18 protein-coding genes are annotated in these 22660 nt (G+C 72.6%); 8 read left to right on the top strand and 10 right to left on the bottom strand.

All coding sequences use genetic code 11. The annotated features are described in order from the left end of the window. Positions 1–95: 95 nt before the first annotated feature. Entirely contained in the window at positions 96–1361 is a 1266-nt protein-coding gene (purD, locus tag E3O41_RS01475; RefSeq protein WP_067026636.1) for a phosphoribosylamine--glycine ligase, read from the top strand. A 151-nt stretch (positions 1362–1512) separates the two neighbouring features. On the opposite strand, the gene E3O41_RS01470 is transcribed toward purD, so the two are convergent. After that, positions 1513–2688, bottom strand: coding sequence for an MFS transporter (locus E3O41_RS01470; RefSeq protein ID WP_162303956.1), 1176 nt, complete (start codon positions 2686–2688; stop codon positions 1513–1515). A 70-nt stretch (positions 2689–2758) separates the two neighbouring features. On the opposite strand from E3O41_RS01470, the gene E3O41_RS01465 reads away from it, so the two are divergent. Beyond that, positions 2759–3316, top strand: coding sequence for a hypothetical protein (locus tag E3O41_RS01465; protein WP_067026633.1), 558 nt, complete (start codon positions 2759–2761; stop codon positions 3314–3316). Positions 3317–3320: 4 nt separating this feature from the next. On the opposite strand, the gene E3O41_RS01460 is transcribed toward E3O41_RS01465, so the two are convergent. Further along, the gene (locus E3O41_RS01460; RefSeq protein WP_067026631.1) at positions 3321–4001 is read right to left on the bottom strand and encodes a response regulator; all 681 of its coding nucleotides are present in this window, start codon (positions 3999–4001) and stop codon (positions 3321–3323) included. A 32-nt stretch (positions 4002–4033) separates the two neighbouring features. Further along, positions 4034–5284, bottom strand: coding sequence for a sensor histidine kinase (locus E3O41_RS01455; protein ID WP_067026629.1), 1251 nt, complete (start codon positions 5282–5284; stop codon positions 4034–4036). Positions 5285–5525: 241 nt separating this feature from the next. Between E3O41_RS01455 and E3O41_RS01450 the strand changes: the two genes are divergently transcribed. The 4 genes from E3O41_RS01450 (at position 5526) to E3O41_RS01435 (ending at position 10175) form a co-directional block, all read left to right on the top strand. After that, positions 5526–6569: an Ltp family lipoprotein gene (locus E3O41_RS01450; RefSeq protein ID WP_083990961.1), complete on the top strand. Its 1044-nt coding sequence runs from the start codon at positions 5526–5528 to the stop codon at positions 6567–6569. After that, the gene (locus E3O41_RS01445; RefSeq protein ID WP_067026627.1) at positions 6569–6937 is read left to right on the top strand and encodes a PH domain-containing protein; all 369 of its coding nucleotides are present in this window, start codon (positions 6569–6571) and stop codon (positions 6935–6937) included. The genes E3O41_RS01450 and E3O41_RS01445 overlap by 1 nt, the downstream gene beginning before the upstream one ends. A gap of 173 nt (positions 6938–7110) precedes the next feature. Continuing rightward, a complete protein-coding gene (locus E3O41_RS01440; RefSeq protein WP_135011869.1) occupies positions 7111–7992 on the top strand; it encodes a phosphoribosylaminoimidazolesuccinocarboxamide synthase in 882 nt (293 codons plus the stop codon). Between the two features lie 35 nt (positions 7993–8027). After that, positions 8028–10175 carry an alpha-galactosidase gene (locus tag E3O41_RS01435; protein ID WP_135011867.1) on the top strand — a complete coding sequence of 716 codons (2148 nt, stop codon included), beginning with the start codon at positions 8028–8030 and terminating at the stop codon, positions 10173–10175. A 6-nt stretch (positions 10176–10181) separates the two neighbouring features. Here the strand turns inward: E3O41_RS01435 and E3O41_RS01430 are convergent, their stop codons facing one another. The 4 genes from E3O41_RS01430 to E3O41_RS01415 are packed head-to-tail and all read right to left on the bottom strand — an operon-like array spanning position 10182 to position 15723. After that, complete coding sequence (locus E3O41_RS01430; protein ID WP_135011865.1) at positions 10182–11933, bottom strand: acetyl/propionyl/methylcrotonyl-CoA carboxylase subunit alpha; 1752 nt, start codon at positions 11931–11933, stop codon at positions 10182–10184. A gap of 4 nt (positions 11934–11937) precedes the next feature. Beyond that, positions 11938–13656, bottom strand: a complete 1719-nt coding sequence (locus E3O41_RS01425; RefSeq protein WP_067026619.1) for a 5-oxoprolinase subunit B/C family protein — start codon at positions 13654–13656, stop codon at positions 11938–11940. Then, entirely contained in the window at positions 13656–14417 is a 762-nt protein-coding gene (locus E3O41_RS01420) for a LamB/YcsF family protein (protein ID WP_135011863.1), read from the bottom strand. The genes E3O41_RS01425 and E3O41_RS01420 overlap by 1 nt, the downstream gene beginning before the upstream one ends. A 43-nt stretch (positions 14418–14460) precedes the next feature. Then, the gene (locus tag E3O41_RS01415) at positions 14461–15723 is read right to left on the bottom strand and encodes an NRAMP family divalent metal transporter (RefSeq protein ID WP_067026617.1); all 1263 of its coding nucleotides are present in this window, start codon (positions 15721–15723) and stop codon (positions 14461–14463) included. Between the two features lie 159 nt (positions 15724–15882). Between E3O41_RS01415 and E3O41_RS01410 the strand changes: the two genes are divergently transcribed. After that, a complete protein-coding gene (locus E3O41_RS01410) occupies positions 15883–16551 on the top strand; it encodes a GntR family transcriptional regulator (RefSeq protein ID WP_244927256.1) in 669 nt (222 codons plus the stop codon). A 6-nt stretch (positions 16552–16557) separates the two neighbouring features. Here the strand turns inward: E3O41_RS01410 and E3O41_RS01405 are convergent, their stop codons facing one another. Genes E3O41_RS01405 through E3O41_RS01395 form a run of 3 tightly spaced genes read right to left on the bottom strand, consistent with a single transcriptional unit; the run spans position 16558 to position 21102 of the window. Then, positions 16558–18078: a class I adenylate-forming enzyme family protein gene (locus tag E3O41_RS01405; protein WP_067026786.1), complete on the bottom strand. Its 1521-nt coding sequence runs from the start codon at positions 18076–18078 to the stop codon at positions 16558–16560. Continuing rightward, complete coding sequence (locus E3O41_RS01400) at positions 18075–19097, bottom strand: quinone oxidoreductase family protein (RefSeq protein WP_135011861.1); 1023 nt, start codon at positions 19095–19097, stop codon at positions 18075–18077. The genes E3O41_RS01405 and E3O41_RS01400 overlap by 4 nt, the downstream gene beginning before the upstream one ends. Positions 19098–19137: 40 nt before the next feature. Beyond that, complete coding sequence (locus E3O41_RS01395) at positions 19138–21102, bottom strand: BCCT family transporter (RefSeq protein ID WP_135011859.1); 1965 nt, start codon at positions 21100–21102, stop codon at positions 19138–19140. Between the two features lie 204 nt (positions 21103–21306). Here E3O41_RS01395 and E3O41_RS01390 point away from each other — a divergent pair, with 204 nt between their 5' ends. Beyond that, a complete protein-coding gene (locus tag E3O41_RS01390) occupies positions 21307–22656 on the top strand; it encodes a uracil-xanthine permease family protein (RefSeq protein WP_067026610.1) in 1350 nt (449 codons plus the stop codon). Positions 22657–22660: the final 4 nt, after the last annotated feature.

Genomic DNA, 22660 nt, shown 5'->3' with positions numbered 1-22660 from the left:
GCCGCGCAGATCTGCGATTCGGCTCACCCGATCGGCCTCGCGCTGCGCGGAATCGCAGATCTGCGCGATTCCGCAGGCCCCGTAGGCTGGTGCGCGTGAAGATCCTCGTCCTCGGTTCGGGCGCGCGCGAGCACGCCATCGTCCTGGCGCTCCGCTCGGAGCCCACCGCCCACGAGATCCTCGCGGCGCCGGGCAACGCCGGCATCGCCCAGGACGCGCGGATCGTCGACTTGGACATGCTCGACCCCGTCGCCGTGAGCGCCTACGCGATCGAGCACGCGGTCGACCTCGTCGTCGTCGGCCCCGAGGCCCCGCTCGTCGCGGGCGTGGCCGATGCGCTGCGCGAGCGCGGCATCCCGGTGTTCGGCCCGGGCAAGGCGGCCGCGCAGCTGGAGGGATCCAAGGCCTTCGCCAAGCGGATCATGGAGTCGGCGGGCGTGCCCACGGGACGCGCCGCCCGCGCCGGCACCGCCGAGGAGGTCGCCGCCGCGCTCGACGCGTTCGGCGCCCCCTACGTGGTCAAGGCCGATGGCCTCGCGGCGGGCAAGGGCGTCATCGTGACCTCCGATCGCGAGGCCGCGCTCGCCCACGCGGCCCAATACCTGCCCAGCGGGGCGGTGCTGATCGAGGAGTTCCTCTCAGGCCCCGAGGTGTCGCTCTTCTTCCTCAGCGACGGCGACACCGTGCGCGCGCTGAGCCCCGCCCAGGACTTCAAGCGGGCGCTCGACGGCGACGCCGGCCCGAACACGGGCGGCATGGGCGCCTACTCGCCGCTGCCGTGGCTGGCCGAGCGGTTCGGCGGCGAGGCCGAGTTCGTCGCCGAGGTCACCGAGCGGGTCGCCCTCCCCGTCATCCGCCAGCTCGATGCCGAGGGCACGCCGTTCGTCGGCCTGCTCTACGCCGGCCTGATCCTCACCGAGAGCGGCGTGAAGGTGATCGAGTTCAACGCCCGCTTCGGCGATCCCGAGACCCAGGTGGTGCTGCCGCGACTGCGCACGCCGCTGTCGGAGCTGCTGCTGGCCGCCGCGCGCGGCACGCTGGAGGACGCCCCGGCCCCGGAGTTCGCGGACGACGTCGCCGTGACCGTGGTCCTGGCCAGCGAGGGCTACCCGGAGGCGCCGATCACCGGCCGCCCGCTCGGCGGGCTCGCCGAGGCCGCCACCGTCGAGGGCGTGCACCTCGCGCACGCCGCCACGCGCGCCGAGGGCGACGGCCTCGTCGCCACGGGCGGCCGCGTGTTGAACGTCGTCGCCACGGCGCCCGACTTCGCGACCGCCCGCGAGCGCGCCTACGCGGCGATCGACCGGATCACGCTCGAGGGATCGCACCACCGCCGCGACATCGCCGCACGCGTGGTCTGATCGGGCGCGCGACCCGGTACACCTAGGCGCGGTCGTCGCCGAACTGACGGTGGTACAGCGTCGCGACATCTCGATCGAGCAACTCGATCTTCTTCTCGAGGACCTCGAACCGCGCGCGGCTCGCCGAGCCTGTGAGCCGGTGAGCGCCTGATCAGCGGCCGCCGGGGCGGCTCGGCAGGGTCGCGGCGCTGACGGCCGCGGCGAGGGCCATCGCCGCGGCGAGCGCGCCCACCGCGGGCCAGCGGCCGGCGTCCCAGGCGGCGCCGAGGAGGAGCGAGCCCGCGGACGATCCGGCGTAGTACCAGAGCGTGTACCAGGCGGATCCGACCGTCGGGCGCGGCGAGACCGCCGGCACGGTCGCCGACGCGGCGGCGTGCAGCACGAAGAACCCGGCCGCCATGAGCAGCAGGCCCGGGATGATCGCGAGGAGGCTCTCGATCAGCGTCGCGAGGATCCCGGCGAGCTCAAGCGCGATCCCGACGAGGATGGTCGCCCGCACGCCGATCCGGTCGATCAGGGCGCCCGCCCGGACCGACGTGACCGTGCCGGCGATGTAGCCGAGGAACAGCATCGAGGTGAGCCCCACGCCGAGCGAGAAGGGCGGGTGCGTCATGCGGAACGCGATGGCGTTGTAGACGCCGATGAAGGCGGCCATCGCGAAGAACGCGATCGCGTAGAGCCGCGCCCGGACCGTCCAGCTCACCACCACGCGGGTGCCGCCCGTGGCGGCGGGCGCCTCGGACGGGCGGCGGCGGGCGAGCATCGTCACCGCGATCACGCCGCAGACGCCGCCCAGCACGACGAGCACGTCCACGAGCACGATGCCCGCGCGCCAGCCCCACGCCTCGGCGCCGAGGCCGGCGGCGATGCGACCGCTCATGCCGCCGATCGTCGTGCCCGAGACGTAGGCGGCCGCCACGCGCGCACGACGCAGGCGGGGCACCGCCGCTCCCGTCCACACCACCGCCGAGACGAGCACCCCGCTCATGAGGAGCCCGGCGAGGAAGCGGGCCGCCACGATCACGGCCCAGTCGGGCGTCGCGGCCGTCACAAGCGTGAGGAGCGCCCCGCACCCGAGCGACACCGCGAGCACCGGGCCGCGACCCACGCGATCGGCGATCCACGCCGCGGGGAAGACGCCGCACGCGATGCCGAGCGTGGTCATCGAGACGACGAGGTTGGCCTCGAGCGCCGTGCGTCCGAACTCGGCCGCGATCTCGGCGAGCAGCGGCTGCGGGGCGTAGATCGCCGCCATCACCGCGACGCCGATGAGCATCGCCCCGCCCGCGACGCCGCGCCATCTCTCGTCGGCGGGCAGCGCGGTCATCGGCTCCATCCTCTCACCGGCGCACGACCTGGGATGATGAGGGCACGAGCCACGACCGAGGGGGACGACCGTGACCACGCAACCCGCGCCCGCCGCCGCACGCCTGCGCATCCTGCGCACCATTGCGATCGCCTATCTCGGCGCGATCCCGATGATCGGCATCGTGCTGACCTTCATCACCCCGGCGGACGACCCGTGGGGCGCTCCTGACCTGCTCGGGATCGTGGTGCCCCTCGCGATCGGCGCCGCGGCCTGGATCGGGGTGCTCACCTTCGGCCTGCGCATGCCGGCGCTGCCCGCCCGCGACGTGGAGATCGACCGGACGGCCGGCCTCGGCGCCTACCAGACCACGCTGTTCCAGCGCGTCGCCGTCGCGATGCTCCCGGCGCTCGTCTCGGTCGCGCTGCAGTTCGCGCTGCCGCACGCCACGCTCATCACCTACGCGATCGGCGGGGTCATCTCGCTCGTGCTCGTGGCCGTGTACGTCTACCCCAACCGCTACAACGTGCGCCTCGTCGAGCGCCGGCTCGACCGCGACGGCGCGCGCTCCGGCCTGTCGCAGAGCCTGGGCTTCGACGGCGGCCCCGAGGCGCCCTCGAACTACACCGGCTCGGCCACCTTCCACTGACGCGTCAGAACGCCGGGCCCCGCATCGCCCGGTCGACGATCACCGCCATCTGCGTGCGGTTGCGCGCGCCGAGCTTGAGCCGCGCCTGCTGGATGTGTGACTTCACGGTCGACGGCGCGAGGTGCAGCTCCCGCGAGATCTCGTCGTCGCTCGCGCCGGTGGCCACCAGCCGCGCGACGTCGCGCTCCCGATCGGTCAGGGTCTCGACGACCTCCGCGGCGTGGCGACGCTCGCCCGCGCCGGAGTCGACGGTGAGGCGCTCGATGAGCTGCCGTGTGTGCAGCGGAGACAGGAACGCGTCGCCGCGCGCCACCGTGACCACCGCGTGGGCGAGATCGGCCGGCGCCGTCTCCTTGAGCACGTAGCCGTACGCGCCCGCCTCGAGCATCCGCGCCACGGTGTCGGCTCCGGCGATGCTCGTCATCGCGGCCACCTGCGTGTCCACGTGTCGCAGCAGCTCGCGGGTCGTCTCGATGCCGTCCATGCCGGGCATCTGGACGTCCATGAGCACGACGTCGGGGCGGTGCGCCCGCGCGAGTTCGATCGCCTCCGCGCCGCCCGAAGCGGTGCCGATCACCTCGATGTCGGGACGGGGTGCCAGGATCGCCTCCACGGCGGAGCGTGCGAGAAAGTCGTCGTCGACGACGAGGACGCGAATCGGGCGATCGGGCTGACCGGTGGTCACCCCGCAAACCTACCGGCACGAGGGGCGTGCGCTCACGCGCTCCACGGCAGCGTCACGTCGACGATGAACCTCCCCTCGTGCGGACCGATCCACACCTCCCCGCCGGCCGACTGCACGCGCTCGCGCAGGCCGACGAGGCCGAACCCGCCCGAGGGCACGGGGACCGGCGCCGCGACGATCGGGTTCTCCACGCGGATCCGCAGTCCCCGGTCGGGCGCGGCGTCCAGGACGAACGAGACCGCGGCGCCGGGTGCGTGCTTGGTCGCGTTGGTGAGCGCCTCCTGGGCGATCCGGTAGCCCTCGGTGTGCAGCTCCTGCCGCGCCTGGTCGATCGCCTCGGTGACGACATACGCCTCGATGCGGTGCCCCGCCGCACGCAGGCCCGCCAGCAGCGCACCGATGTCGCGCAGGGTCGGCGACGGCGACGCCTGCCCTCCCGGCGAGTCGGCGCGCAGCCCTCCCACCACGCCGCGGACGTCGTTCAGGGCCGCGTGGGTCTGCTCGCGCACCGTGCGCGCCCATTGCGCCAGGGCGGGGTTCACGGCGGGGTCGGCGGCGACCTGCGCCTCGAACGCGCTGGCCGACAGCGCCGCGGTCGACAGCCGGTGCCCCAGGCCGTCGTGCAGATCGCGCGCGATCCTGGCCCGCTCCGCCTGCCGCGCGAGCTCCTCGTCCAGCGCGTCGGCGCGGGCGTGCTCCCGCTCGGCACGCCGCCTGCTCGCCTCGGCGTCCGTGCGCGTGCGCTGGAACGCCACGAGACCGGCGAGCACGCCGAGCGCGACGACCGCGACGACCCAGGGCACGAGCGCCCAGCCGAGCAGCGTCGGGTCGGAGTGCTCCCGCCCGAACAGCCACGGCACGGCCATCCCCCAGTCGGTCGTCGACTCGCGCAGGGCGAACAGCACGACGGCGATCGCAGTGCCGCCCGCGATCGCCGTCGTCCGGCGGGGCCACCGCGTGAGCGCCTGGAAGGCGCCCACCAGGGCGAGCAGGTACGAGACGCCGATGACGAGAAGGACGCCTCCCGCGATCAGAACGGCGATCGGCATCCGGGCGCGGAAGAACACCGTGGACCACGCCCCGACGACGACGAGGAACAGCAGCACGCCGAGATCGGTCAGCGTGACCTCCGCCTCGGCCTCCCACGGGACGATCGCCGCCCCGGGGACGTTGATGAGGCACAGGATGTCCCACAGGCAGCCGATGACGAACAGACCGGTCGACCAGCCGCCGTCGAGGAGCCGCGACCAGCGGCTGTCCTGTGCGGGCACGGGGGTGGTCATGTTCCGAGATTAGGCGGCCGCTCCGACACCGCGTGCCCGCCCTTCGTCCACGGATCGGCAGACGATCGTCTGACCGGTTCCGGTCGGATGGCGGAGGTGCGGATCCTCATCCGCCCCGACAGTGGAGATCGCACCTGAATCGTTATCCACCAGCCGGTCCTGGTGACCCGCGATCCGGAAAACTAAACTCGCCCTTCCCGGGTGCTCATATCTGCCCGGGGACTTATGCATGAGGAGACCGATGTCATTCGATCAGACCCCGCCGCCGCCCGGCCCGCAGGGACCGGCATTCAGTCCCGCCAATCCGCCCGCCGGTGGCGGAGTGGTGCCGCCGCCGGTTGCACCTCTCCCCGGCGCACAGCCGCCGGCGCGCGGCATCCCCGCGCCGGGCGAAGGATCGAAGTCATTCATCGCAACCTGGCTTCTGTCGCTGTTCCTCGGAATCTTCGGCGTCGACCGCTTCTACCTGGGCAAGATCGGCACCGGCATTCTGAAACTGGTCACGCTCGGCGGGGCCGGAATCTGGTGGCTCATCGACCTCATCATGGTGTTGGCCGGCGCAACGCGTGACGTGCGAGGGGCCAGGCTCCAGGGTCACGAGCAGCATCGGAAGCTCGCGTGGATTCTCACTGGCGCCTTCGTGGTGCTCGGCCTCATCATCAATGGGATCAATGCCGCGAACGGCGCAAGTGACACCGCGAGCACTCCGAGTTCCTCCGACGAACAGACCACGGCCGACGAACAGAGCACGGACGCCGAGCCGTCACAGGCGCCCGAACCGGCACCAGTCGTCGAGGAGCCTGCGCTCACTGTGCCATCGGTCGTCGGAGCGACAGTGGGCGAAGCCCGTGCGACGCTGTCCGAGCTTGGGCTGACGCTCGATGCAGGCGGTGCCACCGACGAAGCGGTCATCGACTCGCAGGAGCCCACTGCCGGCCAGGAGACCGAAGAGGGCGCGACTGTCGCGATCGCCGCAACCGAGCCCGCGCCCGCCATGACCCTGTCCCAGTCGAACGCGGTCAGCAAGGCCCAGGACTACCTCGACTACATGGGCTTCTCGCGTACGGGTCTAATCGAACAGCTCGAATACGAGGGCTACTCGGTCGAGGACGCCACGTTCGCTGTAGACCACCTCGCACCGGACTGGAATGCCGAGGCCGCAGAGAAGGCACAGAGCTACCTCGACATGATGGCGTTCTCCCGTGAAGGTCTCTACGACCAGCTCGCGTACGAGGACTTCACGCCCGAACAGATCGACTTCGCGCTCGCTGCGGTGGGCTACTGATGGAAGCACCGATCCTCACCTGGACGCTTCAGCAGGAGATCCCCGTACCCGAAGATGTCGTGTCTCTTCTGACGCAAGGCGAGCAGGCGGTGGCGTCGTTTCGGACCTTCCGCGACTCGGCGACGTTCACGACGAAACGGCTGATCGTGCGGGATGCACAGGGGATCACCGGCAAGAAGGTGGAGATCTACTCGCTGCCGTACGGCGCGATCAACATGTGGTCGTCTGAGAACGCCGGCACGCTCGACTGGAACTCGGAGATCGAGCTCTGGACACGCGCCGGACATATCAAGGTGAAGCTCGCGAAAGGGGCGGATGTCCGCCGCATCGACAGCCTCATCGCGTGGGCGGTCCTGAACAGTCACTGATCACGCGTCGGGCGCCAGTCAGCCTTCAGGGGCGGACCGGCGCCCGACGGTCGTCCTTCATGCATTTCGGAGGAGAACCGGAGCCGTCGGGTTGTTCGTCCCTATACAGCCGGCACAGCCTTCCCCACCGGACCGCGTCTCCCACCGCCCCGCGGCGCCCCGATAATGGACGGATGAGCGAGGCGCGCGAGATCCCCGGCTGGACGCACGTGTACTCCGGGAAGGTGCGCGACCTGTACCGTCCCGCGGACGGCGGCGACGGGCGCATGCTCGTGGTCGCCAGCGACCGGGTGAGCGCGTTCGATCATGTGCTCTCCCCCGGCATCCCCGGCAAGGGCGAGCTGCTCACGAGCCTCAGCCTGTGGTGGTTCGACCAGCTCGCGGGGGCCGACGGCGGCGAGGCCGTGCCGAACCACCTCACCGGCGAGGCGGCGCCGCCGGAGGTCGCGGGGCGGGCGATGATCGTGCGCTCGCTCGACATGCTGCCCGTCGAGTGCGTCGTGCGCGGTTACCTCACCGGATCGGGCTGGCTGGAGTACCGCGCGCAGGGCACGGTGTGCGGCATCCCGCTGCCGGCGGGCCTGCAGGACGGCGATCGCCTGCCCGAGCCGATCTACACCCCCGCGTACAAGGCGCCGCTGGGCGAGCACGACGAGAACATCTCATTCGAGCGCACCGTGGAGCTGGTGGGCGCCGAGCGCGCCGCCGAGCTGCGCGACGCCTCGCTGTCGATCTACCGGCGGGCGGCCGCGGCGGCCGAGGCGCGCGGGCTCATCCTCGCCGACACGAAGTTCGAGTTCGGGGTTGACGAGGACGGCGTGCTGCGGCTGGCCGACGAGGTGCTCACGAGCGACTCCTCGCGGTACTGGGACCGCCAGTCCTGGGAGACGGGCGCGACGCCGAAAGAGCGGATGGCGAGCTTCGACAAGCAGATCGTGCGCGACTGGCTCTCGGCCCGCTGGGACAAGCAGGGCACCCCGCCGCCGCTGCCGGCCGAGATCATCGACCGCACCGTCGCCCGCTACCGCGAGCTGCTGGAGCGGATGACGGCCTGAGGCCGCCCGCCGACGACCGGATCAACGGAGATCGCATGACGTCGCCCCGAACCGCCGCGCCCGAGGCCGGCACGATCCTGCTGCGCCGCGCCGGCACCGACGTGGTGCTCACCTGGAGCGATCACCGCATCCCCGCGATCGCGTACTGGGGGCCCTCGTTCACCCACGCCGACGCCGCGGACATCGCGGCCGCCGCCGCGGCGATCGCCACGCTGCCGGTGAAGACGACGGTCGATGCCGTGGTGCCGGCGAGCCTGCTGCCCGAGCACGGCACGGGATGGATGGGACGCCCGGGTCTCGTGGGAGATCGCGAGGGCCGCGACTGGTCCACCGCGTTCCGGCTCCGCGCGCTGGAGGCGACCCCCGCTCGCGCCGCGCTCGTCGCGCGCGACGAGACCGCGGCCCTGGAGGTCGCGATCGATGTGGAGATCGATGAAGCCGGCCTCCTGCTGCTGCGCGCGGGCGTGACCAACCTCGGCACCGCGCCGTACCGGGTCGAGCGCCTCTCGCTCTCGGTGCCCGTGCCCGCCGACGCCGACGAGCTGCTCGACTTCACCGGCCTGTGGGCGCGCGAGCGCGTCCCCCGCCGGGGCCGGATCCGCGATGGGATCCACCTGCGCGAGAACCGCGGAGGGCGCACGGGTCACGAATCGGAGTTCCTCACCGTCGTCGGCCGGCCCGGATTCGACTTCCGCCGCGGCGCGGTGCGCGGCGTGCACGTGGGCTGGTCGGGCAACCGCTCGGTGGCGGTGGAGCGCCTCGTGACGGGGATCACGACGATCGCGGCCGGCGAGCTGCTGTTCCCCGGCGAGGTCGTGCTGGGCGAGGGCGACCGCTATGACACGCCCGTCGTCTACGCCTCGCACGGCGAGGGCCTCGACGAGCTGGCCGCTCGCTTCCACGCGCGCCTGCGCACCCGGGCGCGCCACCCGCGGCGCCCGCGCCCCGTGACGCTGAACTCGTGGGAGGCGGTGTACTTCGCGCAGGACCCGGCCGCGATGATCGCGCTCGCCGAGGCCGGCGCGGCCGTCGGGGTGGAGCGGTTCGTGCTCGACGACGGCTGGTTCCTCGGGCGCCGCGACGCCGAGACGTCGCTGGGCGACTGGCAGGTCGATCCCGACGTGTGGCCCGATGGGCTGGGCGTGCTGGCCGATCACGTGCACGAGTTGGGCATGGAGTTCGGCCTGTGGTTCGAGCCCGAGATGATCAGCGAGCGCTCGCGGCTGGCCGCCGAGCACCCGGAGTGGATCCTGCACGTCGGCGATCGGCTGCCCCCGGCCGCGCGGTCCCAGCAGGTGCTGGACCTGACCAACCCCGACGCGTACGGGGCGATCCGCGACGGGGTCGTGGCGCTCGTCGAGGAGCTCTCGGTCGACTACATCAAGTGGGACCACAATCGCGATCTCGTCGAGGCGGGCGGGGCGGACGGCCGCGCGGCGACGCACGGGCAGACGCGGGCCTTCTACGCCCTGATTGATGAGCTGCGCGAGCGCTTCCCGCGGCTCGAGATCGAGTCATGCTCGAGCGGCGGGGCGCGGATCGACATGGGCGTGCTCGAGCGGGTGGACCGCGTCTGGCCGAGCGACAACCTCGACCCGATCGAACGCCACCGCATCCACCGCTACACCGGGCTGCTCGTGCCGCCCGAGATGATGGGCGCGCACATCGGGGCCACGCGCACGCACTCCACGGGGCGCACGCACGAGCTGGCGTTCCGCGCGCTCACCGCCCTCCTCGGTCACTTCGGCGCCGAGCTCGACGTGCGACTGCTCGCCGAGGACGAGCGCGCCCGGCTCGCGGGCTGGATCGGGCTGCACCGATCACTGCGCGCGCTCATCCACACCGGCACGACCGTCAACGCCGAGGCGCACGGCGGCGCCGTCGTGCTGCGCGGCGTCGTCGCCCCCGATCGCTCGCGCGCGGTCTACACCGTGGCGATGCTCGAGGTCGTGGCCTCCTGGCCCCCGGGGCGCATCGCGCTGCCGGGCCTGGACCCCGCCGCGCGCTACCGCGTGCGGCCGCTGCCCGGGCCCGACCTGCTGCCGCGGCCGCCGCGTGTGCCCGCATGGTGGGATGGCGCCGAGCTGGCGCATCGCGGCGAGCTGCTCGGCGCGCTCGGCGTGGAGCTGCCCCCGCTCGACCCCGAGCAGGCGTTCGCGATCGAGGTCACCGCCGTCGACTGACGCGGATCAGCCGATGCGGCCCAGCTCCGCCCCGGCGGCGAGGTAGGCGCCCGCCGCCGCACCGTGCGCGAGCGTGCCGGCGCGGTGCGCGGTGACCGGGGTCTCCATCTTCATCGCCTCCATCACGGCGACGACCTCGCCCTCGGCGACCTCCGCGCCGTCGGCGGCCTTCCACGACACCACCGTGCCGGCGATCGGCGCCGCGAGCACCGCGGGATCCGCGGGCGCAGCGGCATCGGGAGCCGCGGCCGGCGCGGGCACCCCGAGACCCCCGAGCAGGGCGGTCGGCAGCGCGAGCTCGGCGCGGCGGCCGTCGACCTCGATCCACGTGCGGGTGATGCCGCCCTCGGGCGCGGCCTCGGCCCGGGGCGCGACGAGCTCGTCGAGCCAGTCGCACTCCGTCTCGATCCAGCGCGTGTGCACGCCGAACGACGCGCCGTCGCCCGCGAGCGCGGCGTCGGCCGCGAGGCGGCGGTGGAACGGCACGACCGTGGGCACGCCCTCGATCCGCAGCTCGGCGAGCGCGGTGCGCGCGCGGCGCAGCGCGGCGTCGCGGTCGGGGCCCCACACGATCAGCTTGCCCAGCATCGAGTCGTACGCCCCGGGGACCGACGAGCCCGCGACCACACCCGCGTCGACACGGACGCCGGGGCCGCCGGGCAGGTCGAAGCGCGTGACCGCGCCGGGCTCGGGCAGGAAGCCGCGACCGGGGTCCTCGGCGTTGAGGCGGAACTCGAACGCGTGACCTTGCGCGGGCAGCGGCTCGACCGGCCCCTCGGCGGGGGCAAGCGGGATCTCGAGCGGCAGCCCGTCGGCGACGAGCAGCTGCTGGCGCACGAGATCGACGCCCGCCGTCTCCTCCGTGACGGGGTGCTCCACCTGCAGGCGCGTGTTGACCTCGAGGAACGACACCACGCCGTTCGCACCGACGAGGAACTCGACCGTCCCCGCGCCGGCGTAGCCGACGGCCGCGCAGATGTCGCGCGCGGCGGTGGCCATCGCCGTGCGCTGCGCGTCGGTGAGGAACGGGGCCGGCGCCTCCTCGACGAGCTTCTGGTTGCGCCGCTGCACGGAGCAGTCGCGCGTGCCCACCACGGCCACGCCGCCGCGGCCGTCGCCGACCACCTGCACCTCGACGTGCCGCGGGTTCTCGAGGAACTGCTCGACGAAGCTCTCGCCCCGCCCGAAGGCCGCGACGGCCTCGCGCACGGCGGCGTCGTAGAGGTCGGGGATCTCCTCCTCGGTGCGGGCCACGCGCATGCCGCGACCGCCGCCGCCGAACGCGGCCTTGATCGCCACGGGCAGCCCGTGCTCCCGCGCGAACGCCACGACCTCGGCGGCCGAGGTCACCACGCCGTCCGAGCCGGCCACGAGCGGCGCGCCCACGGAGGCCGCCAGCTCGCGCGCGGTGACCTTGTCGCCCAGCTGCGCGATCGACTCGGGCGAAGGCCCGATCCATGTCAGGCCGGCGGCGATCACCCGCGCGGCGAACTCCGCGCTCTCGGACAGGAAGCCGTAGCCGGGGTGCACGGCGTCGGCCCCCGAACGCGCCGCGACGTCGAGCAGCGCGTCGATGTTGAGGTACGTGTCGGCCGGCGCGGTGCTCGGCAGCCCCCACGCCTCGGTCGCCGCCGCGACGTGCGGCGCCTCGGCGTCGGGATCGGCGTACACCGCCACCGAGGCCACGCCGTACTCGGCGCAGGCGCGGGCGACGCGCACGGCGATCTCGCCGCGGTTGGCGATCAGGACCTTCTTCATGGGATCACTCCGGGGTGGTGCGAGCGGACGCATCCGCGTAGTCGACGAAGGGCGCGGCGATGCGGAACCGGATGCGCCCACCGACCGGCACCTGTGCGGCGCGGTCGAGGTCGGCATCGGCGACGACGCCGATGACCGGGTATCCGCCCGTCAGCGGGTGGTCGGCCGTGAACAGGACGGGCTGGCCGCTCGCGGGGATCTGCAGCGAGCCGGCCGCGGTCGCCTCGCTGGGCAGCTCCGCCGTGATCGCCCGCTCGATCGGCCGCTCGCCCTGCAGGCGCAGCCCGACGCGGTTGGACTGGGGGGTGACCACCCACTCCTGCTCGGCGAGGGTCGCGAGCGCCTCGGGCGTGCACCAGTCGGTGCGGGGCCCGAGCACGACGTCGAGCCAGGTAATCTCGGACGCCGACGGCAGCGGGTCGACGGGCTCGTGCCAGCCGGGCACGGATCCGGCGACGCGGGTGCCGATCGGCAGCACCGCTCCCGCGGCGAGCGGATCCGGTCCGAGGGCGGCGAGCACGTCGCGGGCCGCCGATCCGAGCACGGGCGCCACGTCGAACGAGCCGCGCGCCGCGACGTACGAGTACACGCCGCAATCGGCGGCGCCGAGCGCGAGCACGTCGCCGTCGTCGAGGGCGAACGCGGACTCCGCCGGAGCCTCGAGGCTCGCGCCGTCGGCGGTGCGGATGAGCAGCGGCGCGGGGGCGCCGGAGACCGCGATCGTGACCGGGCCGCGCGCGCGGAGCTCGAGCCCGCCGAGCGCCGCCTCGATCGCCGGGGCGGCCTCGTGGTTGCCGACGAGGCGGTTCGCCCGGCGCAGGGCGCCGCGGTCCATGGCGCCGGAGGGAGAGACGCCGAGCGAGGCGACGCCGGTGCGGCCGAGGTCCTGCAGCAGCGCGTGGGGTCCTGCGGCGAGGATCTCCAGCCCAGGTCTCGACTCCGCTGCGCTGCGCTCGACCCGTCTCGGCTCCGCGCTGCGCGCTTCGCTCGACGAGCCCGTGGTGGCTACGGCCGCGGCGGACCCCATCGAGCCCGCGGGGGTGGCGGCCGTGGCGGACCCCATCGAGCCCGCGGGGGCTACGGCCGCGGACTCCGCGGAGCCCGCCGCCTGCTCGCGCGTCGGCACGAACTCCACGCGGGCGCCGGGCTGCAGCAGCGCGGGCGGGTCGCGGCGCAGGTCCCACATCGCCTCGGTGGTGTGGCCGATCAGCTGCCAGCCGCCGGGGCTGGAGCGCGGGTAGATCCCCGTGAACTCGCCCGCGATCGCGAGGGCGCCGGCCGGGATCACCGTGCGCGGCGTCGACCGGCGCGGCACGTGCAGCGCCGGGTCTCCGCCGGAGATGTACGCGAACCCGGGCGCGAACCCCGTGAACGCCACGGAGTACGTCGGCGCGTGGTGGCGGGCGACGACCTCGTCGACGCTCATGCCCACGAGCGCCGCGACCTCGGCCAGGTCCTCGCCGTCGTAGACGACCGGGATGCGCACGAGCTCGCCCGCCTGCCCGCCGCCGGCGGCCACCGTGCGCGAGCGCACCTCCCCGGCCACCTCCTCGGCCGTGACGAGCGCCGGCCGGAACCGCGCGTACACGGTGCGGGCGGCCGGGATCAGCTCGGCCACGCCGGGGATCGGGTCGGCCTGCAGCGCGCGGTAGAGGGCGAGCGCGTGCTCGAGGTCGTCGAGCTCGACGATGAGGCCGTCGACGCCGGCGGGCAGGATGCGCATCAGGCGGCGAAGGAGCGCAGCTCGACCCCCGCGCCCACCAGTGCGTCGCGGACGGCGCGGGCGATCTCGACCGCGCCGGGCGAGTCGCTGTGCACGCAGATCGAGTCGGCCTCCACCGGCACGATGGTGCCGTCGATCGCCTCGATCACGCCCTCCTGCACGAGCCGGACCATGCGCTCGGCCACGAGGGCCGTGTCGTGCAGCACCGATCCCGGCTCGCGCCGCGAGACCAGCTCGCCGCCCGGGGTGTAGGCCCGGTCGGCGAACGCCTCCTGCACCGTGGTGAGCCCGGCCGCCTTGGCCTTCTCGACGAAGGGCGAGCCGGCCAGGCCCATCACGACGAGGCTCTCGTCGAAGGACCCGATCGCGTCGATCACGGCGGGGGCGTGCTTCTCGTCGTAGGCGATCGTGTTGTAGAGCGCGCCGTGCGGCTTGACGTAGCGCACCTCCGCGCCGATCGACCGCGCCAGGCCGGCGATCGCGCCGAGCTGATACAGCACGTCGCCGTACAGCTCCTTCGGCGAGGCGTCGAGGTTGCGCCGCCCGAAGCCGGCGAGGTCGCGATAGGCCGGGTGGGCGCCGACGACGACGCCCTTGGCCTGCGCGGCCGTGAGCGTGGCGAGGATGCCCTCCGGGTCGCCCGCGTGGAAGCCGCACGCGACGTTGGCGCTCGTGACGATGTCGAGCATCGCCTCGTCGTCACCGAGGGTCCACCGGCCGAAGCTCTCGCCCATGTCGGAGTTGAGGTCGATCGTGGTCACGTCGCGCCGTCCTTTCGGTCGATCAGTGGTGCGTGTTCCATCCTCACGCAGCGGGCGGGAAGAGGAACTGGAAGATCGTCGACGCGGAGGTGATGCCCATGTACCAGGTGAGGATGCACACGAGCGAGCCGAGCACGAGCAGCCAGGTCGGGAACTTGTGGCCGATCAGGTCCTTGCGGAAGAACCCGACGTACATCAGCAGCGTGAGGCCGATCGGCAGGATGAGGCCGTTGAAGCCGCCGGCGAAGACGAGCAGGGCCTGCGGGGCCGCGCCGAGCAGCAGGAAGACGACCAGCGAGACGGCGATGAAGATCACGGTCGACCAGGAGCGGATCTTCGGCTCGAGGGCGCGCATCGAGAACGCCGCGAAGAAGCTCACCGAGGTGTAGGCGGCGCCGATCACCGAGCTGATGCCGGCGCCCCACATGACCACGCCGAAGATGCGCAGGCCGGCGTCGCCGAGCGCGTGGCCGAAGGCCTGGGCGGCGGGGTTGGCCGAGCTGGAGGCGAGGTCGATCGTCACACCGCTGGCCGCGACGCCGAGGATCGCCAGGAACAGCACGTAGCGCATGATGCCGGTCACGCCGATGCCGAGCAGCGCCGCGCGGTTGACCTCCTTGGCGCGGTCGGGGCCGACCGTGCCGTTGTCGATGAGGCGGTGGGCGCCCGAATAGGTGATGTAGCCGCCGACCGTGCCGCCGACGATCGTCGTGATCGTGGCGATGTCGATCGTGTCGGGCCACACCGTCTGCCGCAGCGCGTCGCCGATCGGCGGCTGCGAGACGATCGCGACGATCGCCGTGAGCACGATCATGACGATGCCGAGCACCACGAGGAAGCGGTCCATGACCACGCCCGCGCGCTTGTAGAGGAAGATGCCGACCGCCAGGAGCGCGCTGATCGCGCCGCCGATCTTGGTGTCCAGTCCCAGCGCGGCGTTGAGGCCGAGGCCGGCGCCGGCGATGTTGCCGACGTTGAACACGATGCCACCGAAGATGACCAGCACGGCGAGCACGTGGCCGCTGTAGGGCACCGCCTGCCCCACGAGCTGGAAGACGTACTTGCCCGACAGCGACAGCATGCGCCAGACGTTCATCTGCACGATGAAGTCGATGATCACCGAGATGAGGATGCCGAACGCGAACGCCGAGCCGAGGGTGATCGTGAACTGGGCGGTCTGCGAGATGAAGCCGGGGCCGATGGCCGAGGTGGCCATGAGGAAGATCGCTCCCACCAGGGCGCCACGGCGCGCCTTGAGGTAGTCGGTCACCTTGGGCGCAGTGACGGTCTCGGGTGTGTCGCTCATGGGTTCTCCTGGGGAAGAGGGTCGGGTGGGTGGAGCGAAATCGTTCAACAATCTATAGCGGACGATGGAACCGTCTGCCTACTCGAGACGCGTGATGTAACACGCTCTTCACACCGTAGGCTTCGCTGAGACGCCCCGGAACAGCAGGAAGGAGTGCCCGTGAGCACCGACGCGGACGGCGCCCTCACCCCGCGCTCGCGCGCCGTGGGCGCGGCCGAGCAGCTCCGGGCGGCGATCGCGGCGGCGGCCCTGCGGCCCGGCGACCGGCTCAGCGAGGCGCGCCTCGCCGAGGAGCTCGGCGTCTCGCGCAACACCCTCCGCGAGGCCTTCCGGCTGCTCGCGGCCGAGGGTCTCCTGGTGCACGAGCCGCACAAGGGCGTGCACGTGGCGCTGCCGACCATGGCGGCCGTCATCGACATCTATCGCGTGCGGCGCCTCATCGAGGTCAACGTCATGCGCGGCGCGCTGCCCCGCCACCCGTCCGGCGCCGAGATGCACGCCGCGGTCGAGGCCGCGCACGCCGCCCGCGAGCGCGACGACTGGGTCGCGGTCGGCACGGCCAACCACGAGTTCCACCGGGCGATCGTCCGTCTGGCCGACAGCCCGCGCCTGGAGGCCGTGTACGCCTCGCTGCAGACGGAGTTGCGGCTCGTGTTCGGCATGATCGACGACCCCGAGTACCTGCACGGGCCGTATGTCGAGGAGAACGCGCGCATCGCGGCGACCTACGCCCAGGGCCGGGTCGCCGAGGCGGCCTCGCTGCTGGAGGCCTACCTCGACAGCTCCGAGCGGCTCATCCTCGCCAGCTACGCCCGCGCCCGGGCCTGAGCCCGCTCACTCCGCCATCCGCCGGGCGGCCTCCTCGGCGAGCGGCTTCTTGTCGATCTTGTTGGTCGCCGCCAGGGGCAGCGCGTCGAGGAACCAGATCCGCCGCGGGTGGGCGGCCGGGTCGAGCTTGGTGAGCGAGTACCGCCGCAGCTCCTCCTCGCCGATGGCCGACCCCGCCACGCGGACCACAAAGGCCACGGGCTTGGTGCCCTTGATCCGGTCGGGCACGGGCACGACCGCCGCCTGCGAGACCTCGGCGTGCGACTCCAGGGCGATCTCGATCGCGCGCGGGTAGAGGTTCTCCCCGCCCGAGACGAACATGTCGTCCTCGCGGCCGACGAAGAAGTAGAACCCCTCGGCGTCCCTCTGGAACAGGTCCTTGGTGTGGTAGAAGCCGTCGTCGGTCAGCGGGGACGGCACGTCGGGCCGGTTGTGGTAGCCCGACATCAGCGCGCCGTTGCGGATCTGCAGCACGCCGAAGTCGGGCTGCACCGATCCGTCCGGCCCCACGAGCCGGATCTCCACGTCGGGGTGCGGCACGCCCACCGACCCCAGGGGCACCGTCCGGCCGTCGGCGGGAGCCGTGAAGGCGATCGGGCTCGACTCGGTCGTGCCGAACGTGAAGACGAGCCGCGGGTGGTCGAAGGCCTCGTCGAGCGCGTTCAGCAGCTCGCTGCTGGCGGGAGCGGAGTTGAGGATCACCGTGCGCACGCTGGACAGGTCGGCACCGGCGATCGCCTCGGCGTCGTTGAGGAGCATCGCGATCATCGGCGGCACGCCGTTGAGATCGGTCACGCGATACCGCTCGATCGCGTCGACGACGCGGCGCACGTCGAAGCGCGGCAGCAGCACCACCGACTGGCCGGCACCCAGCGCCCGCTGCACGGGGCTCAGCGCCCCCATGTGGTACAGCGGGGCCGAGATGAGCAGGCGCGAGTCCCGGCTGTCGCCCTCGATCCCCCGCCCGATCACCCAGAGGTGGCTGCGGTGCGAGAGCACCACGCCCTTGGGCCGGCCGGTCGATCCGGACGTGTAGAGGAACATCGCCGGCTCCTCCGGATCGGGCACGACCGCGGGGAACGGATCGCCCTGCTCGCTCCACGCCCAGGCGTCGGCGAGCGGGATCACGGGCACGGCGAAGTCGTAGCCGGTGGCGTGCGCGGCGTCGGCGAACACGGCCGCGGCGCCCGCGTCCGCGGCGATGTACTCCACCACCTCGGCCGGCGACCGGTAGCTGATCGGCACGGCCACGAGCCCCGCCCGCTGGATCGCCATGAACGTCACCAGCCACGGCAGCGAGTTCTCGCCGAGGATCGCGACGGTGGCGCCGCGCGCGAACCGCTCGGCCAGCGCGCCGGCGAGCACGGCCGCGCGGCGGTCGAACTCGCCGAAGGTGACGGTCAGCGGCTCGGCACCCGACAGATCGGTGATCGTGTCGACGTCGGGGCGGTCGAGGCGGATGGCCGCGCCCTGGTTCACGTAGGCCGCGGCGAGCGCTCCCCCGCCGCCCGGGTACGGATCGGTCACGCCCACGGCCGCACCACGACCTTCCCGAACACCTCGCGGCGCTCCATCATCCGCAGGCCCTCGACCGCCTCGTCGAGCGCGAGCTCCGCGCCGATCACCGGGTCGAGCCGCCCCTCGGCCACCAGGGCGACGAGCTGCTCGATGTCGGACTTCTCGAACGCGTTCGAGCCGATGATCTGCAGCTCGAAGGAGAAGATGTAGCGCAGGTCCTCCACCGGGTCGTAGCCGGCCGACGCCCCGCACACGAGGATGCGCCCGCCGCGGCCGACCGAGCGCAGCGTGGGCGCCCAGGTGTCGCCGCCGGTGAAGTTGACCACCACGTCCATGCCGGGACCGGAATCGAAGCGGTGCGGCTTGCCGTGGTGCTCGCGCACCCACTGCGCGATGTCGTGCTGCGTGTAGTCGAGGAACTCGTCGGCACCGAGCTCGAGCAGCGCCCGACCCTTCTCCTCGGAGCCGGCCGCCGCGACGACGTGGCAGCCCATCCCGCGCGCCAGCTGCACGCACGCCGTACCGACGCCGCCCGAGGCCCCGAGGACGAGCACCTTGTCGCCGGTGTGCACGGCGCCCTTGCCCACCATCATCCGGTGGGCCGCGCCGTAGGCCACCGGCAGGGCGGCCGCCTGCACGTCGCTGACCTCGTCGGGAAGGCGCACGAGCTGCTCGGCCTCGACGAGGCAGTACTGCGCCATGCCGCCGTCGTGCATCTCGCCCATCAGGTGCCCGTCGGAGGCGAGCGGCACGACGACCACGCGGTCGCCCGGCACCCAGCCGTCGACGCCCTCGCCCACCTCGGCGACCTCGCCGGCCATGTCGAGCCCGATGATCACGGGCAGCGGCAGGCGGATGCCGGGCATGCCCCGCACCGTGAAGATGTCGTGGTGGTTGAACGAGGCCGCCGTCACCCGCACGAGCACGTGGCCCGGGGTGACCTCGGGGATCTCGTGGTCGGGGCGGAGGCGGAGGTCGTCGATCGGGCCGTGCGCGTCGAGCACGAGCGCCTTCATGGTGGCGGGCATGCCTCCCAGGTTAGGGCGGCCGCGAGGGGGCCGGCGCCGCTCACTCGGCGGGCGGCTCCTCGCGCCGGCGCTCGCGCTCGCGCTGGGCACGACGCTCCTCGCCCACCGTGAGCGAGGCGTCGCCCGAGGCGACGTGGTCCGGGCGCTCCGGGCCCTTGGGCTGGATGCGGCCGGGCTCGAGCGTGCGGGTGACGTCCTGCGCGCTGACGACGGGGACCTGCTCCGTCGCCGTCTCGTACCACTCGGTGAGGGCGGGGTCCTCGGTGTCGATGCCCGCGCCGGCGCCCTGCTCCGGGGCGACCTCGGTGGCGCCGAAGACGAAGTCGTCGCCGTGCTCCTCGATGCCCAGGCGCACGCCCTGCGCGATCGCCGCCCGCGCGAAGCGCCGCCGCAGGATGTACGGATCGGTGGTGAGCTCGCGGCCCCAGGCGAACATGATGCCGATCACGATGATCGCGAACGGCAGCGCCGTCACCACCATGATCGACTGCAGCCCCGACAGCGCGGTCTCGCCGCCCGCCAGCAGCAGCGCGAGGGCTGCGGCGCCGAGGAGCACGCCCCACGTCAGCGTGACCCACGACGACGGCTCGGGCTTGCCGCGCTGGCTCATCGAGCCCATGACGATCGCCGCCGAGTCGGCCGAGGTGACGAAGAACAGGACGATCGAGATCATCGCGAGCACCGACAGCACCGCCGCGAACGGCAGCTCGTTCAGGACCGCGAAGAGGATCGCCTCGGGGGCCCCCGCCTCGCTGATCGCGGCACCGGCCTCCTCGAAGAACATCGTGGTGCCGCCCATGATCCCGAACCACACGATGCACACGGCGGCGGGCACGACGATCACGACGGTCGCGAACTCGCGCAGCGTGCGGCCCCGCGAGATCTTGGCGATGAACATGCCGACGAACGGGGTCCACGAGACCCACCACGCCCAGTAGTAGTTCGTCCACGCCGAGACGAACGTCGCGGCGTCCTCGCCCTGCGCCGGGTTGCGCATCAGCATGGTCCACAGCTCGGCGAGGAACGCCGACACCGACGACGGGATGATGTTGAGCAGGAACAGCGTGGGCCCCGCGACGAAGATGATCACTCCGATGATCAGCGCGATCACCATGTTGATGTTCGACAGGGCGCGGATGCCGCGCTTGATGCCCGACACGGCCGAGACGACGAACGCGGCGGTCAGCACCGTGACGATCACGATCAGCCCGATGTTGCCCAGCGGCCCGATGCCGGTGACGTACTCGATGCCGCTGGCGATCTGCAGCGCGCCCATGCCGAGCGTCACCGCCGTGCCGAACAGGGTGACGATGATCGCGAACACGTCGATGACGGCGCCGGCCCAGCCCTCGGTGCGCTCCTTGAAGATCGGGGCGAAGATCGCCGAGATGAGCGGCGGGCGGCCCCGCCGGTACGCGGCGTAGGCGATCGCGCCGCCCACGAGCGCGTAGAAGGCCCAGGCCATCGGGCCCCAGTGCAGGATCGACTGGGCGAGCGCCACGTGCATGGCGTCGCGCGAACCCGCCTCGGCGTCGAAGCCGTAGGGCACGTCGAGGAAGTAGCCGAGCGGCTCCGCCGGCCCCCAGAACAGCAGGCCGATGCCCATGCCGGCGGAGAACAGCATCGCGATCCACGAGATGGTCGAGAACTCGGGCTCCTCGTCATCGGCGCCGAGTCGCACGCCGCCGGTGCGCCCGTATCCGATGACGAGCATGAACGCGATCGTCACGATGGCCAGCACCGAGAACAGCCAGCCGAAGTTCTCCATCACCCACGCCAGCGACGCACTGCCGGTGCCGGCGATGCTCTGCGGCGCGAGGAAGCCCCAGATCACCACGACGAGGACGAGGGCCCCCGCCACACCGAACACGGTCCAGTTGGTGGAGAAGGTCTTCCCCGTGTCCTCGACGCCGATTCCCGGGATCAGCGCAGGGTGCGTCACCTCCCGCAGGACCTTCGTGACGGGCTTCTTCGGCTGGGGCTTCTCGGGCGATGTGGCGCTCATGATGTCCGCTCATTCGTCGATCGGCCGCACGCGGTGCGCACGGGGTCGTTCGGGGCAACGGTACGGACCGGGCCGCCGGATCACACCCGGGCCGGTCGGACCGTTACCGCGCCGTGATCATTCTGGCGCCCGCCCCGGAACGTGCCCGAAACCACGCGGGCTGTATCGTGGATCGATTTGTTCTCCCCTGCCCCAAGGAGCCCCATGCCTCTCTGGTCCCTGCACGGCGACGGCCGCACCGTCGCCCGCGGCGCCGTCGTCGCGCCCGATGAGCGTCTGAACTGGTCGGCGACGATCGCGATGGGCCTGCAGCACGTCGTCGCGATGTTCGGCGCGACGTTCCTCGTGCCGACGCTCACCGGCTTCCCCGTCTCGACGACGCTGCTGTTCAGCGGCCTCGGCACGCTGCTGTTCCTGCTCATCACGCGCAATCGCCTCCCCAGCTACCTGGGCTCGTCGTTCGCGTTCATCGCACCGCTGCAGGCGGCGACCGCGACGAACGGCATGGGATCGGCACTGGCCGGCATCGTCGCCGTCGGTGTGCTGCTCGCGCTGATCGGCTTCGTCGTCAACGTGCTCGGCGTGGGCTGGGTCGACAAGGCGATGCCGCCCGTGCTCGCCGGCACGATCGTCGCCCTCATCGGCTTCAACCTCGCCCCCGCGGCGTGGGGCAGCGTGCAGGCGGGCGCCGACGGCGCGATCGTCACGCTCATCGCGATCATCCTGTGCTCGGTGCTGTTCAAGGGGTTCCTCGGCCGCATCTCGATCTTCGTCGGCGTGCTCATCGGCTTCGTCTACGAGGCCGCCACGGGGTACTTCGGCGAGGCGAACGCGCAGGGCGTCACGCCGGCCGACACGATCGCCGACGCCGCCTGGTTCGGCCCGCCGACCTTCGCGTTCCCCGACTTCGTCTCGCCGAGCACGTGGGCGCTGCTGCCGATGTTCCTGCCCGTGGTGCTCGTGCTCATCGCCGAGAACGTCGGCCACGTCCGCGGCGTGGCCACGATGACCGACGGCCGCCTCAACCGCGAGACCGGTCGCGCGCTGATCGCCGACGGTGCCGCCACCGCGCTGGCCGGCACGTTCGGCGGCTCGGGCACCACCACCTACGGCGAGAACATCGGCGTCATGGCCGCCACGCGCGTGTACTCCACGGCCGTGTACTGGGTGGCCGGCCTCACCGCGATCCTGCTCGCGTTCTCGCCCAAGATCGGCGCGGTGTTCAACTCGATCCCGCCGGGGGTGCTCGGCGGCGCCACCACCGCCCTGTACGGCCTCATCGGCGTCATCGGCGTGAAGATCTGGGTCGACAACCGCTCGGACTTCTCGCGGCCCGTCAACCAGTACACCGCCGGTGTGGCGCTGGTCATCGCGATCGCGAACTACACGATGCAGTGGGGCGACTTCCAGCTCGCGGGCATCGCGCTCGGCACGATCGCCGCCTTCGCGATCTACCACCTCGGCAACCTCCTCGCCCGCGCCACCAAGAACGGTGCGGACGACGGCGGCCCGATCCCCGCGGTCGGCCCGCTCGGCGGCGACCCCCAGGACTGACGCG

Origin of the sequence: Microbacterium sediminis (assembly GCF_004564075.1) — a bacterium.
Classification (GTDB): domain Bacteria; phylum Actinomycetota; class Actinomycetes; order Actinomycetales; family Microbacteriaceae; genus Microbacterium; species Microbacterium sediminis.
This window is presented reverse-complemented; position numbering and strand designations above follow the sequence as displayed.